The sequence below is a fragment of the Litorimonas haliclonae genome, from assembly GCF_965138505.1.
Classification (GTDB): Bacteria; Pseudomonadota; Alphaproteobacteria; order Caulobacterales; family Maricaulaceae; genus Litorimonas; species Litorimonas haliclonae.
Map to the genome: position 1 here is coordinate 95,105 of NZ_CBCSCO010000002.1, position 15,732 is coordinate 110,836.

19 protein-coding genes are annotated in these 15,732 nt (G+C 51.1%); 14 read left to right on the forward strand and 5 right to left on the reverse strand.

All coding sequences use genetic code 11. The annotated features are described in order from the left end of the window. Positions 1–86: 86 nt before the first annotated feature. Positions 87–1,655, forward strand: coding sequence for a peptide MFS transporter (locus ACNA05_RS04535; RefSeq protein ID WP_415810766.1), 1,569 nt, complete (start codon positions 87–89; stop codon positions 1,653–1,655). Between the two features lie 82 nt (positions 1,656–1,737). Here the strand turns inward: ACNA05_RS04535 and ACNA05_RS04540 are convergent, their stop codons facing one another. Further along, the gene (locus tag ACNA05_RS04540) at positions 1,738–2,406 is read right to left on the reverse strand and encodes a DUF937 domain-containing protein (RefSeq protein ID WP_415810211.1); all 669 of its coding nucleotides are present in this window, start codon (positions 2,404–2,406) and stop codon (positions 1,738–1,740) included. 113 nt (positions 2,407–2,519) lie between these two features. On the opposite strand from ACNA05_RS04540, the gene ACNA05_RS04545 reads away from it, so the two are divergent. Continuing rightward, on the forward strand, positions 2,520–3,470 hold the full coding sequence (locus ACNA05_RS04545; protein ID WP_415810212.1) for a DUF2785 domain-containing protein: 951 nt from the start codon (positions 2,520–2,522) through the stop codon (positions 3,468–3,470). Here ACNA05_RS04545 and ACNA05_RS04550 read toward each other — a convergent pair whose 3' ends face one another. Both ACNA05_RS04550 and tldD read right to left on the reverse strand, forming a co-directional pair. After that, on the reverse strand, positions 3,471–3,644 hold the full coding sequence (locus ACNA05_RS04550; protein ID WP_415810213.1) for a hypothetical protein: 174 nt from the start codon (positions 3,642–3,644) through the stop codon (positions 3,471–3,473). Between the two features lie 60 nt (positions 3,645–3,704). Continuing rightward, complete coding sequence (gene tldD / locus ACNA05_RS04555) at positions 3,705–5,120, reverse strand: metalloprotease TldD (protein WP_415810214.1); 1,416 nt, start codon at positions 5,118–5,120, stop codon at positions 3,705–3,707. A 173-nt stretch (positions 5,121–5,293) separates the two neighbouring features. Here tldD and coxB point away from each other — a divergent pair, with 173 nt between their 5' ends. From coxB to ACNA05_RS04600, 9 genes are all read left to right on the forward strand, one after another. Next, positions 5,294–6,157: a cytochrome c oxidase subunit II gene (gene coxB / locus ACNA05_RS04560; RefSeq protein WP_415810215.1), complete on the forward strand. Its 864-nt coding sequence runs from the start codon at positions 5,294–5,296 to the stop codon at positions 6,155–6,157. A gap of 41 nt (positions 6,158–6,198) precedes the next feature. Continuing rightward, positions 6,199–7,845, forward strand: coding sequence for a cytochrome c oxidase subunit I (gene ctaD / locus ACNA05_RS04565; protein ID WP_415810216.1), 1,647 nt, complete (start codon positions 6,199–6,201; stop codon positions 7,843–7,845). A 140-nt stretch (positions 7,846–7,985) separates the two neighbouring features. After that, a complete protein-coding gene (gene cyoE / locus ACNA05_RS04570; protein WP_415810217.1) occupies positions 7,986–8,981 on the forward strand; it encodes a heme o synthase in 996 nt (331 codons plus the stop codon). Next, positions 8,978–9,130: a hypothetical protein gene (locus ACNA05_RS04575; protein ID WP_415810218.1), complete on the forward strand. Its 153-nt coding sequence runs from the start codon at positions 8,978–8,980 to the stop codon at positions 9,128–9,130. Before cyoE ends, ACNA05_RS04575 begins: the two co-directional genes overlap by 4 nt. Before the next feature lie 11 nt (positions 9,131–9,141). Beyond that, positions 9,142–9,717, forward strand: coding sequence for a cytochrome c oxidase assembly protein (locus ACNA05_RS04580; protein ID WP_415810219.1), 576 nt, complete (start codon positions 9,142–9,144; stop codon positions 9,715–9,717). 129 nt (positions 9,718–9,846) lie between these two features. Then, entirely contained in the window at positions 9,847–10,803 is a 957-nt protein-coding gene (locus tag ACNA05_RS04585) for a cytochrome c oxidase subunit 3 (protein WP_415810220.1), read from the forward strand. Between the two features lie 25 nt (positions 10,804–10,828). After that, the gene (locus ACNA05_RS04590; protein WP_415810221.1) at positions 10,829–11,233 is read left to right on the forward strand and encodes a DUF983 domain-containing protein; all 405 of its coding nucleotides are present in this window, start codon (positions 10,829–10,831) and stop codon (positions 11,231–11,233) included. Next, positions 11,233–11,964, forward strand: coding sequence for an SURF1 family cytochrome oxidase biogenesis protein (locus tag ACNA05_RS04595; RefSeq protein WP_415810222.1), 732 nt, complete (start codon positions 11,233–11,235; stop codon positions 11,962–11,964). Before ACNA05_RS04590 ends, ACNA05_RS04595 begins: the two co-directional genes overlap by 1 nt. A 26-nt stretch (positions 11,965–11,990) precedes the next feature. Next, the gene (locus ACNA05_RS04600; protein ID WP_415810223.1) at positions 11,991–12,563 is read left to right on the forward strand and encodes a GNAT family N-acetyltransferase; all 573 of its coding nucleotides are present in this window, start codon (positions 11,991–11,993) and stop codon (positions 12,561–12,563) included. 15 nt (positions 12,564–12,578) lie between these two features. On the opposite strand, the gene ACNA05_RS04605 is transcribed toward ACNA05_RS04600, so the two are convergent. Continuing rightward, a complete protein-coding gene (locus ACNA05_RS04605; RefSeq protein ID WP_415810224.1) occupies positions 12,579–13,220 on the reverse strand; it encodes a YqgE/AlgH family protein in 642 nt (213 codons plus the stop codon). A 104-nt stretch (positions 13,221–13,324) separates the two neighbouring features. Here ACNA05_RS04605 and ACNA05_RS04610 point away from each other — a divergent pair, with 104 nt between their 5' ends. Genes ACNA05_RS04610 through ACNA05_RS04620 form a run of 3 tightly spaced genes read left to right on the forward strand, consistent with a single transcriptional unit; the run spans position 13,325 to position 15,245 of the window. After that, on the forward strand, positions 13,325–13,813 hold the full coding sequence (locus tag ACNA05_RS04610) for a peroxiredoxin (protein WP_415810225.1): 489 nt from the start codon (positions 13,325–13,327) through the stop codon (positions 13,811–13,813). 35 nt (positions 13,814–13,848) lie between these two features. Continuing rightward, a complete protein-coding gene (locus tag ACNA05_RS04615) occupies positions 13,849–14,775 on the forward strand; it encodes an SPFH domain-containing protein (RefSeq protein WP_415810226.1) in 927 nt (308 codons plus the stop codon). Then, positions 14,772–15,245, forward strand: coding sequence for an NfeD family protein (locus tag ACNA05_RS04620; protein WP_415810227.1), 474 nt, complete (start codon positions 14,772–14,774; stop codon positions 15,243–15,245). Before ACNA05_RS04615 ends, ACNA05_RS04620 begins: the two co-directional genes overlap by 4 nt. A 13-nt stretch (positions 15,246–15,258) precedes the next feature. On the opposite strand, the gene rnhA is transcribed toward ACNA05_RS04620, so the two are convergent. After that, positions 15,259–15,732, reverse strand: coding sequence for a ribonuclease HI (gene rnhA, locus ACNA05_RS04625; RefSeq protein WP_415810228.1), 474 nt, complete (start codon positions 15,730–15,732; stop codon positions 15,259–15,261).

The following is a 15,732-nucleotide window of genomic DNA, read 5'->3' on the forward strand; positions in this document are numbered from 1 at the left end:
ACAAATAAGCTCGAAAGGGGAGTTTTATGTTTTATTTGGTTCTAGCAGCCATTGCGTTGTTGGGTGTGAGTGTTTCTCTCTATCAGATGAGAACCCATCCTAAAGGGCTCTACATTCTGTTTTTTGCAGAAATGTGGGAGCGTTTTTCTTATTACGGCATGAGAGCGTTGCTTGTTCTGTACCTCACGAAACATTTTCTCTTCACCGATGGACAGGCTTACGGAATTTACGGTGCCTACACCACGCTCGTCTATGTGACCCCGGTTATCGGAGGCGTTTTGGCTGACCGTTATCTTGGTCAGCGTAAGGCCGTCCTTTTTGGGGCTATTTTGTTGGTTCTGGGTCATTTGGGTATGGCGGTCGAAGGCGAACCGGTCACAAATGCCGCCGATCGTGACGGTACGGTGATGAATATCTTCTATATGTCTCTGGCTCTCATCATTGCCGGCGTTGGCTTCCTGAAAGCAAATATTTCTGCAATTGTGGGTGAGCTTTATCCCAAGACGGATGAGCGCCGCGACGGGGCATTTACGCTCTTTTACGTCGGGATTAACCTCGGCGCTTTTGCGGGTGCCTTAATTTCGGGGTATCTCGGGGAGACCTTCGGTTGGAAATATGGCTTTGGAGCCGCCGGTATCGGTATGCTCGCTGGCCTGATTGTTTTCGTCTGGGGTAAGCCGCTTCTGTTAGGCGCCGGCGAGAGCCCAAATCCTGCCCGCCTCAGAAAGAAAATCTTTGCGGGTCTATCTCTTGAGTGGATGATTTACCTCGCAACCCTCGTCGGTGTTGTCGTTATCTGGCTCTTCATTCAAGACGTAAATATCGTCAAATGGACGCTCTATATAACGTTCCCGCTCGTCTACCTCTATATCATAGGCACGTCGGTGATGACCCTTGAGCCGCACGCACGGAATAGAATATTTGCGGCTTTGTTCCTGATCTCGATACAAGTCCTGTTCTGGGCCTTGTTCGAACAGGCTGGCTCATCTCTGAATATATATACAGACCGTCAGGTTGACCGAACCATCTTCGGGCAAGAAGTCGTCGCCTCCGTGTTCCAGTCACTCAACGCTATGTATATCATTGTCCTTGGCCCGCTCTTTGCGGCGCTCTGGGTCTGGTTGGGCAAAAAAGGCATGGACCCAAGTGCGCCGGCCAAATTCGGTCTGGGTGTTATTCAACTTGGCTTGGGTTTCCTAGTCCTTGTCTGGGGCGCAAAAGCCGCAGGTGTTAATTTGACTCCTGTCATCTTTATTTTCCTGATTTATCTTTTGCATACGACCGGCGAACTTTGTCTCTCTCCGGTTGGTTTGTCTGCTATGACCCGTTTGTCCGTTCCAAAAATGGTAGGGCTGGTTATGGGAGCTTGGTTCCTAGCGTCAGGTGCGGGTAACTTTGCAGCCGCGCAAATTGCCAGATTGACTGCTGCCGATGGTGGCGGTGAGGAACAAGTGCTTAGCGTTTACTCCAATGTAGGTTGGCTCGCTGTGGGTGTAGGCGTCGTTCTCATTATCATTTCTCCATTCGTTAAGAAAATGATGCATCTCGACACGTTAGCAGAAGATACGCGTCGGTATAATTCTAAAGCTGACACCACAATGGACAATGAAGAAATGGTTGGAGAACGTATGTCTCCTACGGGTAAGCCCAAATAAACTTACTTCGGTTTATTAAAAAAGCCCGCTCAATTGAGCGGGCTTTTTACTAGCTTCGAAAGGTGTATCGAAAAAGCCGGGCTTATTTCCGGTTCATCATCATGCCAAGAACGTCGTCCATCGTATTTCCGTCGCCATCCGCGTCGAGCATTTTGCCTAACATCCCCAGGCCGTCTTGGTGGACTTGCTGGCTGGAGGCCTGCTTGCGGGCGCCGCCGCCCAATATTCCGCCAATCATGGATCCCAACCCTGATTTCTTGCCGCCCATGAGTTGTTGAGAGGCTAACTGGCCGAGCATGGACTGAAGTCCGCCGTTCTGTTGCTGACCGCGTGTTTGCTTGTTCAAACTACCCATCGCCATCATGGCCACCATAGGCAGCATTTTTCTCAATATGTCAGAGCTGACGCCGGATTGTTCGGACGCTTTGCCCGCAACGGCGCGGCTGACTTCTTTCGAGCCGAATAAATGGCCTAAAATACCGTTTCCTTCTTCCACAACACCCGGACGGGAGAGATTAGACGGGTTGTCCAAATACTGATCATGAGAGCCATCTTGCAATGCGCCGAGCAATCCAGCGAGCCCTTGTGGAGAGGATGCATTTTGTTTCAAGCCGGACGAAATGGCAGGTAAAAGCGCGGCTATCGCGTTTTGGCTCTGTCCGGCGTCCAGCCCAAATTGTTTTCCAATTTCCTGCGGAGCGTTCCCTCCGGCAGCAGACATAATCATGTCCATCATATTTAAACCACTCATGGCATTCTCCTTTAAACCTGTTTAAACTATAGGGATGGGGCTCCGATAAAGCGAGAAAAAGCTTCATTTGTTTCGTCCACTCCCGGAGTCTAATTTACAAGGGCCACATTCTGATGCCTCTAACTAACCGTATATTTATTGCTAGCGCTTCGCTTCTAATTGCCCTCTTCTTTGTCGGCGTTGATTTGGCAGCAAAGCCGTCTCCGGAATCATGCGCTATTGATGGATATGACAAAGACGGACTGATGGCGCTACGACAGGCGGGGTATGAAATCAGTGACCCTGCAAAGCTTGATAAGCTGGCTTTGGATATGATGCCTTGTCTATCCGATCCGGATCCGCTTTTGCGAGATAAATTTGCGTATGAAGGTTATGTGGAATTCTTACGAAACGGACAAATATCTGATGCAGCAGTTAAAACATTGAGGGTCAGCTTGATAGAGATACTAGCGTCTGAGACGATAGATCAGCATGGAGTTAAAAAACCATTCGCCGCTCTGGTTCTGGCCGAAGTGGCTCGTCAGGAGCGGCTGGAGAAAAGTTTCACGCCTGAAGAACGTCAAGGACTTCTCGACGCGGCTACAGACTATATGCGGAGCATTAAGGATTATCGCGGTTATGATGCTCGCGTTGGCTGGCGACATGGCGTTGCTCATGCGGCGGACCTCCTTATGCAGCTCTCTCTGAATGAGGCTTTAGAGCCGTCGCAACAAGAACAAATAAGGGACGCGGTGCTGACGAAAATTAATCCCGAGACAGCGGAGTCAGAGGCGCCGCATTTTTATATTTACGGCGAACCCGATCGTTTGGCCCGGCCGATTCTGTATCTTGCTCTGAGGGGCGCATTCGACGAAAACGATTGGACAGAGTGGATGCAGCAACTCTCTGATCCGGCGCCTTTTAAAGATTGGAGCGAGGTCTTTCAGTCCCAAGAAGGCTTAGCCAAGCTACACAACACCAAAGCTTTTGCCGCCGCAATCTACATTAATGCAGTAAATAGCGGAAATGAAAAAGTTGAGGTTCTCGCCGCTCCGGCTTTGGACGTGTTGAAAGCGCTGCCTTAATTAGTTTTTATCGCGGCGCCGGGTTTTGCCGACGCCAGAGAAAATACCAATACCTATTAAAATTAAAGCCCCGACAGCGATCCAGACAGGCGGCACGCCCAATAGAAAAGCGCCAATCGCCAAACCGCCAATAAACACGACGAAGCCATTGAGATAAATTGCAAAAGTTGACATGAAGCCCCCCAAATTATTTCTGGTGTAACGTTGGTGACTTCCAAAAGGTTGCAACTTGCCTCAAGCCGCGCTGCCCCCCACCGTCAGATTTTCGACATAGAGGCTTGGCTGACCCACGCCTACAGGGACGCCCTGTCCGGCTTTGCCGCAGACGCCGATACCCGGATCCAGCGCCATATCATTGCCGACATGACGGATTTGTTTGAGGACGCTTGGACCATCGCCGATGAGGGTGACGCCTTTAAGCGCGTCTCCGATTTCTCCGTTTTTCACGCGGTAAGCTTCGGTGCATTGGAAAACGAATTTGCCGCTTGTAATATCAACCTGTCCACCGCCGAAATTGGTGGCGTAAATCCCGTCTTTCAATTCAGAGAGCATTTCGTCTGGGTTCTTTTCGCCGCCAAGCATGTAAGTGTTGGTCATACGGGGCATGGGAGAATGAGCGAAACTTTCGCGGCGGCCATTCCCGGTCGCCTCAACGCCCATGAGGCGCGCGTTCATGCGGTCTTGCATGAAGCCTTTTAGTATCCCGTCTTCGATAAGGACCGTGCGGGATGTTGGCGTGCCTTCGTCGTCAATTGTTAAAGACCCGCGTCGGCCTTCGATTGTCCCGTCATCAACAATTGTGACGCCCGGCGCTGCGACGCGTTCGCCCAGCATTCCGGCAAAAGCACTCGTGCCCTTCCGGATAAAGTCTCCCTCCAGGCCATGGCCCATCGCCTCGTGCAGTAAAATGCCTGGCCAGCCCGGTCCCAAGACGACGTCCATTTGTCCGGCAGGCGCCGGGACAGAGCCTAGATTGACTTTGGCCTGACGCAGCGCTTCTTTGGCCAGTGGTTTCCAAAATTCAGGTTTGACGTATCCGTCATAGGCTTCGCGGCCCCCGGCCCCGGCATAGCCGCTCTCCCGCCGACCGTCTTTCTCGGCGACGATAGAGATGTTTAACCTGACGAGGGGACGAATATCGTCATAACGTTCGCCGCCCGAACGTAAAATCGCGATGGCGCGTCGATTGCCAGAGAGGGTCGCGGTGACTTGCACAACGGAAGGGTCTAAAGCCCGACAATAGGTGTCAATTTCTTCAAGCAAGCTGACCTTTACGCCGAAGCCAGGGTCAGCAACCGGGTCGATATCGGGATAAAGCCGATTGTTTGTGCGTTTCGGCGGCTTTGATAAAGTGCCGTCATAGCCTTGCTTGGCCATGATGACGGCTTTGGCGGCGCGGGCCAGCGCTCCGGGGCTCATTTCTGTGCCTTGGGCAAACCCTGACGTGTCTCCCGCGACACATCGCAGGCCAAAGCCCCGAGACGTGTCGAAACTGGCGTTTTTCAGGCGGCCATCGTCGAAGGTCAGCGACTCTGACGCCGATCGTTCAACAAATAATTCTCCATCATCGGCCCCGCGTAACGCGTCATTTAGTTGCGAGTGGGCTGTTTCGGCGTTCAATTCACTGTCTTCGAAGACAAAATCTGACATTACGGCGCTTTCTGTGGCTATTCCCTCTTTATCTAAGCGCTCTCTCGGGATAGACAACCGCCCAAATGCGACAATTGGTGCCGAAGTCTGTTCAGGACTTTTCGCGTCATTGTCTTTATGAATTGTAATGTCGAGCGGGATTTTAATCCTGATACAATGTTAAAGAGGACCAAATGCGGTTTTTAAAAGCAATCTTAGGCGGTTCTGCCATAGCGGGTCTGAGCGCATTCGCGGCTCATGCACAAGATGTCGCGGGACGGCCAAGCGAAGGCGGGCTGTGGTTCCAGAAATCCGCGACGCCGGTCATGGAGCAACTGCAAGACGTCCATAATCTGGTATTCGTCATTATTTGCGGGATCGTCGTTTTGGTTGTTGCCTTGATGCTCTACATCATGATTCGCTTTCGCGAAAAGGCGAACCCGGTTCCGTCCAAAACCTCTCACAATACAATGATCGAAATTATCTGGACGATCGCTCCGGTCATCTTGCTTTTGATAATGGTCGTTCCAAGTATGCAGCTGCTCTATTATCAAGATCGTCTGCCTGAAACAGAAATGACCGTCAAAGTCGTCGGAAACACTTGGAACTGGCAATACAGCTACCCTGATTACGAAGACATTGACGAAATTATTTCAAATCCGCTTGATGAAACACAGGCGCAGGAAAATGGCGTGCCTTATCTTCTCGCAACAGATGCCCCTCTGGTCGTGCCCGTTGGAACAAAAGTGAAGGTTTTGGTGACGTCCGTCAGCAATATGCACAGCTGGGCCGTGCCAAGCTTTGGCGTGAAAATGGACGCGGTTCCTGGGCTGGTCAACGAGACATGGTTCGAGGTTTATGAAGAAGGCACTTATTACGGCCAATGCTCCGAAATATGCGGTATCCTTCACTATAAGATGCCCGTTGAAGTGCGCGCTGTAAGTCAAGCTGACTTTAATCAGTGGGTCGCCAATGGCGGAAGCTTCACAGAGGCTGTTGCAGAAAATACAACACAACAAAATACATCAGGTGCGGCAGTTCTCGCCGCGCGCGATTAATCAGCTGACGCAAAAGACGTCAGGAATAAAGGAAAGACATCATGGTTGCGATTAGTGGCAATGACACCGGGTCTTACGGCGACGATAAGCCGAGCTTTTTTGCGCGTTGGTTTTATTCAACCAACCATAAGGATATCGGAACGCTCTATTTGATCTTCGGGATTATCTCCGGTCTCATTGGGGGGTTCTTGTCCTTTATGATGCGTATGGAGTTGGGCGAGCCCGGCATTCAATTCTTTACGAATGAGCATCAATATCTCGTTTTTGTCTCCATGCACGGACTCATCATGATCTTCTTCATGGTTATGCCAGCATTGATTGGTGGTTTCGGCAACTGGTTCGTCCCGATTATGATTGGTGCTCCGGATATGGCTTTCCCGCGTATGAATAATTTGTCTTTCTGGCTACTTCCGACGGCGCTTATCTGTCTTTTGGTGAGTTTTGTTGTTCCCGGCTCGGCGAGCGGTGATGGATTTGGCGGGGGCTGGGTCATGTATCCGCCGCTCTCGACCAGCGGCTCTCCGGGGCCGGCCTTCGACTTTATTATTATCGGCCTTTTGGCGGCGGGTTTCTCGTCAATCTTTGGCGCGATTAACTTTATCACGACCATTCTGAACATGCGTGCGCCAGGCATGACTATGCACAAAATGCCATTGTTTGCATGGTCTGTTCTTGTGACGGCCTTCTTGCTTCTTCTGGCTTTGCCGGTTCTGGCCGCAGCGCTCTTTATGTTGTTCACTGACCGGATTGACGGCGGTACAGGATTCTTTGATCCGGCCCGCGGCGGTGACCCGCAAATGTTCCAGCATTTGTTCTGGTTCTTTGGTCACCCCGAAGTGTATATCATGATCCTGCCGGCTTTCGGTATTATCTCTCACATCGTTTCGACTTTCTCAAAAAAGCCGATCTTCGGTTATCTGGGCATGGCCTATGCGATGGTCGCGATTGGCGTTGTCGGCTTCGTTGTGTGGGCTCACCACATGTACACAGTCGGTATGGACGTGAATTTGAAAGCTTACTTTTTGGCGGCCACCCTTGTAATCGCGGTGCCAACTGGCGTGAAAATCTTCTCATGGCTTGCGACAATGTGGGGCGGTTCTATTCGCTACACGATCCCGATGCAGTGGGCTCTTGCCTTCATCTTCCTCTTCGTTATCGGCGGCGTGACAGGCGTCGTCCTAGCAAACGCAGGTGTGGATACGGCTTTGCATGATACTTATTATGTTGTGGCCCATTTCCATTACGTTCTGTCTATGGGCGCTGTGTTCGGTATCTTTGCTGGCTTCTATTACTGGTTCGGCAAAATGTTTGGCATCATGTACGACAAGTTCTTGGCTGCCGCTCATTTCTGGCTCTTCTTTATTGGCGTGAATGTGATTTTCTTCCCGCAGCATTTCCTCGGTATGAACGGTATGCCGCGCCGCTATGTGGATTATCCTGCTGACTTTGAGCTATGGAACCACGTTTCAACAATCGGTGCGATGATTACCCTTTTAGGTGTTGTCTTCTTCTTCTTGATGTTGATTGAAGCCTTTATTGTCCGCCGCAAGGTTGGGGATAATTACTGGGGTGAAGGCGCAACAACGCTAGAGTGGACCTTGTCTTCTCCGCCGCCTTATCACCAATTCAACACGCTTCCGCGCATCGAAGATACGCCAAGCGAGCATGATACGGATAAAATGCACTAATCTTTAAAGGTGCAAAAAAAATCAAAAGCCGCGGTTCCTGACTGCGGCTTTTTTTCATGTTATGAGAGTAGAGCTTGTCGGGCGCGGCCCGATAAGGGATATGAGGCACGGTAAAGGCGTATAAAGGTACAAGGGCAATAATGACTGAGGCCAGTACAATATCAACAGAAGCGGAAGACTATCTCCCTGTGGCGCAGTCCACAGGTATGAGTCTGGCTGAACCGCGTGATTATTTCGCCTTGATGAAGCCGCGGGTCATGAGCCTCGTTGTGTTTACGGCCTGGGCCGGACTTGTCTGCGCCCCCGGGGTCATGCCGATCTGGAAAGCTATTGCATCTATTATTTGTATTGCCGCCGGCGCCGGTGCGTCAGGCGCGCTGAATATGTGGTATGATGCAGATATCGACGCGCAAATGTCACGAACTAAGAAACGGCCAATCCCCCAAGGCAAAATGAGTCCGACGGCGGCTCTGACATTTGGAATTATGATTTCGGCCGCTTCGGTCTGGACGCTCTCCATAGCCGCGAACTGGCTGGCGGCCTCTTTACTCGCTTTCACCATATTCTTTTACCTCGTTATATATACCATGTGGCTGAAACGCACGACGCCGCAAAACATCGTTATTGGCGGCGCGGCAGGGGCATTCCCGCCCATGATCGGATATGCGGCCGTAACCGGAAGCGTTACGCTCGACAGCGTCATTCTCTTTTTGATCATCTTTATGTGGACACCGCCCCATTTCTGGGCGCTAGCGCTATACAAAACCGGGGATTATGGCCGCGTTGGGATTCCGATGATGCCCAATATTGCAGGTGCAAAAAGCACGCGTCTTCAGATATTCGTCTACGCGCTTATACTTTTTGCTGTGTGTTTGGTGCCACTCTTTACGGGGTTGGGCGGGGCGTTTTACGCCGTAGCGGCAATCGGTTTGAACGCCGGCTTCCTCGCTTTGTCTTTTAAAGTTTGGAAGTCTCGCGCCGGGGAGCGGGAGGAAGCCTCTGATGAAGCGTCTCTCTACGAAGTTCAAAAAGGCGATCGCGCCGCACGAAACCTATTTGCCTATTCTATAATCTACCTCTTTGCCATTTTCGGGGTTCTGGCCGCCGAAGGCTTAATGAAAGGCTTTGCCTCATGAAAGAATACCGAGATAAACCAAAAAACTTCGTGGAACCAAATGCCGCAGAGCTAAAGGCGCGTGGACGCCGTAATATCGGTATCGCGGTCGCTTTAGCAGCCTTTATGATTTTCGTCTTTGTGACGATGGTAACACGTGGATCAGCTTAAGAGGGCGACCAATGAACGCCAATACTCGCACATTATTGATTCTAATTGTTGTCGGCTTTGGCATGCTTGGGCTGGGAATGTCTTCTGCCAAGATTTACGATACGTTCTGTAAAATTACGGGATATGGCGGGACGACACAACAGGCCGAAGAGAACCTGTCCGAAGTGATTGACCGCAAAGTGACCGTGAAGTTCGATTCGAATGTGGCTGATAATATGCCGTGGGTCTTTAAACCCCAGCAAAAGGAGATGGAAGTTCAACTCGGACAATCTGGACTGGCTTATTACACGGTAAAAAATGAAAGCGACCATCCGATCATCGGCGTCGCAAACTTTAACGTGACCCCTATCAAGGCTGGGCCGTTTTTTGTGAAGACAGATTGCTTTTGCTTCACCGAGCAACGTGTCGAGCCGGGCGAGGAGTTGCCTCTGCCGGTTTTGTTCTTTGTCGACGCCCAAATGGATGAAGACAAACGGATGGACGAAGTGAAAGAGATTACTTTAAGCTACACTTTCTTTGAATCTGATAATCAGGCGCAGCAAGCTACTGAAACCAGCGGATCGAATGCAGAAAAAACACTGAATTAAAGCCTCGCCACAGCCAAACTGCGACAGGATAGATATTGTTTTGTCTCACGGGCTTGGCTATAGGCTTAAAACTGAACATCGGGCTTGCCTTTAGGGCAGCCAACAGACTGACCCAAAAGGGAAAATACAATGGCCGGACACGCCGTCGAACACGACTATCACCTCATTCCTCCTAGCCCATGGCCGTTTCTGTCAGGACTGGCCGCTCTTGTTTGGGGCACCGGAATGGTTGTTTTCTTTGCCGGACTGGTGCAGCGCACCGGCGACAACAATATGATGGAGTTTTTCTTCGCGAAGGGGCTAGACACTTGGACATCAACCTTGACCGGAGACGGTTCCGTTTCCGGCGGTTGGATTATTCTGCTTATCGGTTGTTTGTTTGCTACATTTGTTATGTATGGATGGTGGCGTGATGTCGCGCGCGAATCTGCTGCTGGCGATCACACACCGGTTGTTGATATCGGCCTGCGCTACGGTATGATCATGTTCATCATGCAAGAAGCCATGTTCTTCGTGGGATGGTTCTGGATGTTCTTTGAAACAAGCCTTTTTCATAAGTTCCGCGCGGGTTGGAATACAGATGTCCTTCCGAACGCTGCGGAATACGCCACGAATATGGCGCCAGGCGTGACTTCAGTAAATGCATGGCATCTGCCGCTGATGAACACGTTGATTCTTTTATTGTCCGGCACGACTGTTACCTGGGCTCACCACGCATTAATCCACGGCGACCGCAAAGGAGCGAAATGGGGTCTTTTCCTGACATGTCTCTTAGGCTTCATTTTTATCGGTGTTCAAGGATTGGAATATGCTGAATTATTCCATGAGCGCGGCGAAGGTGTTGCGCCTTGGCTTGGAAATACCGCTTATGGCTCTGCTTTCTTCCTTGCGACAGGTTTCCACGGTCTGCACGTTCTTATCGGCGCCATCTTCCTGCTCGTTTGCTGGGCGCGTCTGATGAAGGGCGGTTTGCGCTCTGACAAGCATTTCGGATTGGAAGCTGCTGCTTGGTATTGGCACTTTGTTGACGTCGTTTGGCTCTTCCTCTTTGCCTTTGTTTACATCGTCTTTGCGACGGGCCCATAAAGCCCGTCCTTTGACGGCTCCCTGAATGGCTCGACGCCCCCCTCCTGTAGCCTCCGGTCTGAAAGGCCGGTGTCCGGAATGCGGGGAAGGCCATCTCTTTTCAGGTCTTTTAAAGTTCGCTCGCGGGTGTGAGGCTTGCGGCGCAGACTTTACCGACGAAGATGCGGGCGACGGGCCGACCGTATTCGTGATTTTTATCGTCGGAATTTTCATTATTCCTATGGCCCTGGCGTTCCAGCTCATAACAAAAGCGCCTATGTGGCTGACAATGACGATATGGATTCCTATTATTATCTTGGTGTGTCTGTATCTTTTACGGTTGCTGCGGGGGATTATGTTTAACTTAGCCTGGGTAAATAAGGCCCGGGAGTTTCGGAATGCCCAAATGCGTCAAAAACAAAACATTCCTGATCAAAACATACCGCGTTAATGGCTAAACTTCACTTCAGACCTATGCCAGCATTGACGGTCATTCTGGCCCTTAGCGTGGCTTTGCTGATCGCGCTCGGCGTATGGCAGTATCAACGCCTGCAATGGAAAACGGCCCTGTTGGAAGATATTGAGGCGTCCGTAACCGCGCCGCCTTTGACGTCACTTTCTGACCTGACAGATGCTATTGCCGCTGATGAGTCAGTTGATTTCCGACGCATCGGATTTACCGCCGCCCCGATTGCAGGCGCGCCGGAATACCACCTTTATAAATCCCAACTGGGCGGAATTTATTGGCGAGTGGTGCAGCCCCTTTCAGATGGCCGCCTGACTGTTTTAGCGAAAACCGAAACACTCGAATCAGCAGTAAAAGAAGACCAAGCGGTTACGCCTCAAGAGACTGAGAGCGCGCAGTATACCGGCTATGTTCGCAAAACATACGAAATGGCACGTGTCGAGGGCTGGGTGAAATCCAAAGCCAACCCGGAAGCCAACCGTTATTTTCACTTTAACCAGACCGGGGATTGGTACGACGGCTTACCCGCGAATGTAATTGAAGGTTATTATATAGACACGCAGTCCGCCCAAAGTGCTGATGACCTGGCTGTGCGGCGTCCTGAAATTGCCAATAATCATTTTGACTATATGCTCACTTGGTGGTCATTTGCGCTTATTTTTATTATCATTTATCTCCTGCTGCATAAGAGAGCAGGTCGGCTTGCATTTCATTAACTGGGCGCGGTGAGGGAGTTCGGGGAATGGCGAATGCCACAATCCACACTGTATTGAGGGCGCACGCTGTCGGCGGGCTATTGACTTTACGCCACCCGCGCTGGGCCGACTTCGAAACATGGTCCATGTTGCGCCGCGACAATAAAGATTGGCTAAGCCCTTGGGAGCCAGGTTGGACAGACGCCGCGCTAAGCCGGGTTACTTATAGAACTCAGCTCTCCCGGTTCAAGAAACTCGTTCAAAATGGGCAGGCTTATCCCTTTCATCTTTATCACGGGGCGCAGGAAACCTTAATCGGCGCCTGCAATATCACCCATATTGAAAGGGGGAGCTCGCAGTCGGCCCGTCTGGGATATTGGGTTGGACAACGTTTTACGAGACAAGGCTTTGCCCGCGCGGCGGTCAGCGCGGTAACGCAATTCGGGTTTGAGACCTTGGGGCTACACCGAATAGAAGCAGCCGTTCAGCCGTCAAATACTGCTTCAATCACAGTTCTGGAATCACAAAATTTCACGAGAGAAGGCACCGCGCGGGGCTATTTGAAAACAGATAAGCAATGGCGCGACCATGTTATTTTTGCCAAGCTTAGCTCGGACTGAAATAAGAGGTTTAAGTTATGCGGTGCCGCCCAGGAAAGAGAGTGCTTCTGGGGAAATACCGATCGCATCAAAAGCGCGCTGGCGCTTAACGTCCAGGTCCTCGCCAAAAATCATAGCTTCGTCGGCATCCACAATGAGCCAGCCATTCTGCATAATTTCAGATTCCAACTGCCCTTCGCCCCATCCGCAATAGCCTATGGAAAGCATGGCTTTTCTAGGAGCCTCATCACTTACGAGCGCCTCCAAAACATCTTTGGTAGAGGTGAGGGTAAGCGTATCCGAAAGTTTTAAACTGGTGTCGTCTTTATAATAATCTGAGGAATGAAGGACAAAGCCTCGATCAATATCAACGGGGCCGCCATTGAGAACCGGCGTGTCGGCGACGCGGACATCTCCTTCCACACCAATTTGCTCCAACAGATCAGAAATTAACAAACCGCCTTTGGATTTGTTGACGATAATGCCCATCGCGCCGTGCTCGTCGTGAGAACAGACGTAAATCAGTGTATTTTTAAAGCGGGGGTCGCCCATAGCCGGGGTCGCCAAAAGGAACCGACCCGACATATAGGCAACATTTTCTTTACCGGTCTTCTTATCTTTGCTGATGCCGATTTTGGTCTCAGTCGTTCTTGGGGAGTGTTTTTTTGCTTCGCTCATAAAGAATAAATGGGCAGGACGGCTTTTCGTTTCAACCTGTCTTGTCAAAACAATGTGAGCGCCCCATATCAGAGGAATAGATATTCAACATTGAGAGAGATGAAATGACAATCAAATCAGGTGAAAAACTCCCACAAGCCAGCTTTATGACATTTGGAGACGAAGGGCCTGCGCCGAAAACGACAGACGAGGTTTTCGGCGGTAAACGCGTCGCGCTCTTTGCTGTGCCTGGCGCATTCACCCCGACTTGTTCTGCTAAGCATCTGCCTGGTTTCGTTGATAAAGCTGATGAACTCAAAGCCGCAGGCATTGACACAATTGCTTGTACCTCCGTCAATGATGTCTTCGTTATGGGCGCCTGGGGTGAGCAACAGGAAGTCGGAGAAAATGTAGAGATGCTTGCAGATGGCAATGGCGACTTTGCGAAGGATATTGGATTGACAATGGACGGCACCGGGTTTGGCATGGGCCTTCGGTCGCAACGTTACGCCATGGTCGTCAAAGACGGTGTGGTCGAACACCTCTTCGTGGAAGGTCCGGGGGAATTCAAAGTTAGCTCCGCAGAACACATGCTTGAGGCTTTAAAGGGATAGGCCTAAAGCCATAGATACAATCTGAGGGGGAATACATGACAGCCGGACAAATTTTTCTGATCGCCTTGGTGGCTTTTATTGTCTTTATCACAATAAAAGCGGTGAAGGCCGTGCCCCAAGGAATGCAATACACAGTGGAGCGATTCGGGCGATATACCCGTACGCTTCAACCCGGGCTGACCTTTATTATACCCTTCGTAGACCGGGTTGGGTATCAGATGAATATGCGCGAACGGGTGATTGACATCCCGTCGCAAGACGTGATTACCAAAGATAACGCCATGGTCACGGCAGATGCTGTTGTCTTTATTCAAGTGATCGACGCGCGTCAGGCGGCGTATGAGGTCAATAATCTTGATAACGCGATTAAGAACCTTTGTTTGACCAATGTTCGGACGGTGGTCGGGTCAATGGATCTTGATGAGGTTCTGTCTCGCCGTGACGACATTAATGCAAAGCTATTAACAGTCATCGACAGCGCCACAGACTCTTGGGGCACGAAAGTCACGCGGATCGAGATAAAAGATCTTTCGCCCCCGGCTGATATTACCGAAGCGATGAATAAACAGATGAAAGCCGAGCGGGAAAAGCGCGCCGACATCCTGATGGCCGAAGGGCAAAAGCAAAGTCAGATCCTGCGCGCTGAAGGTGAAAAAGAAGCCGCTGTCCGAAAGGCCGAAGGTCAACGTGATGCGGCGTTCCTTGACGCCGAAGGCCGCGAACGCGAAGCCGAGGCCGAAGCCCGCGCGACGGAAATGGTCAGCGTCGCAATTGCTAAGGGTGATGTGAACGCCGTGAATTATTTTGTGGCGCAAGAATATGTGAAAGCCTTTAGCGAGCTCGCCAATTCACCCAACCAGAAAACGGTTATTGTCCCAGCAGAACTCTCGAGCCTTGCAGCGACAGTCGGGGGTATTGGCGCGCTGCTTGAAGCTGGCAATACTAAGACCGCTAAGAAATGAACGGCGACGGCAATGTCTTCCTCCAGCTCTTGGAGGGAATGAACGGTACGAAATGGCTAATTTTCGGTGTCATACTTCTGACGCTCGAGGTCATTACTGGAACAACCTATATTCTCTGGCCGGCTGTAGCCGCCTTGATCGTCGGGGTCTTAGTGTTTGTTTTGCCTCTGGCATGGGAAATGCAATTTCTCTTGTTTTTTCTCATAAGTGCGGGGCTGCTCTTTGCAGGGCACAAATACTTTCAGCCACTGATGAAGGGAGGAGAGCCTTCTGACCTCAATGACCGCGCCCGTTCAATGCTGGGCCGCCGCGTCAAAGCCGTTACGGCTTTCGAAACAGGGCGCGGGCGTGTGCAAGTCGGCGATACGCAGTGGCAAGCGATGATGGATGAAGGAAACGCCGCGATTGGCGACGAGTTAAAAATCGTTTCCGTCGAGGGGACGATCTTGAAAGTGGAGCCAGTTAGCTAAGACGCAATGCTCCCTATTTCGGAATTCCGCGCCGGGCTAATTCATCTGCCATTTCATTTCCTATGTCCCCGGCATGGCCTTTAACCCATTCCCATCTGACTTCGCGGGCGGCGTTGAGCTCGTCGAGTCTTTGCCATAGATCTTTGTTTACGACCGGTTTTTTATCGCCCTTCTTCCAACCGCGTTTTTTCCATCCATGGATCCATTCCGTAATGCCCTTAAGAACGTAGGTGGAATCGGTGAACAATATGACGGGGCCTTTAAAACCGGGTCTGACCGCTTCGAGCGCCTTGATAGCGCCCATAAGTTCCATCCGGTTGTTGGTAGTTTCTTTTTCGCCGCCAAATAATTCCTTGGAGCGTTTGCCGTGATACATTACCGCGCCCCAACCGCCCGGGCCGGGATTGCCGGAACAGGCGCCGTCTGTATAAATGACGAGAGCGCCGTCTAGCGCTCCGGCTTCTAACTTTGAGTTCTTACGCGGCAT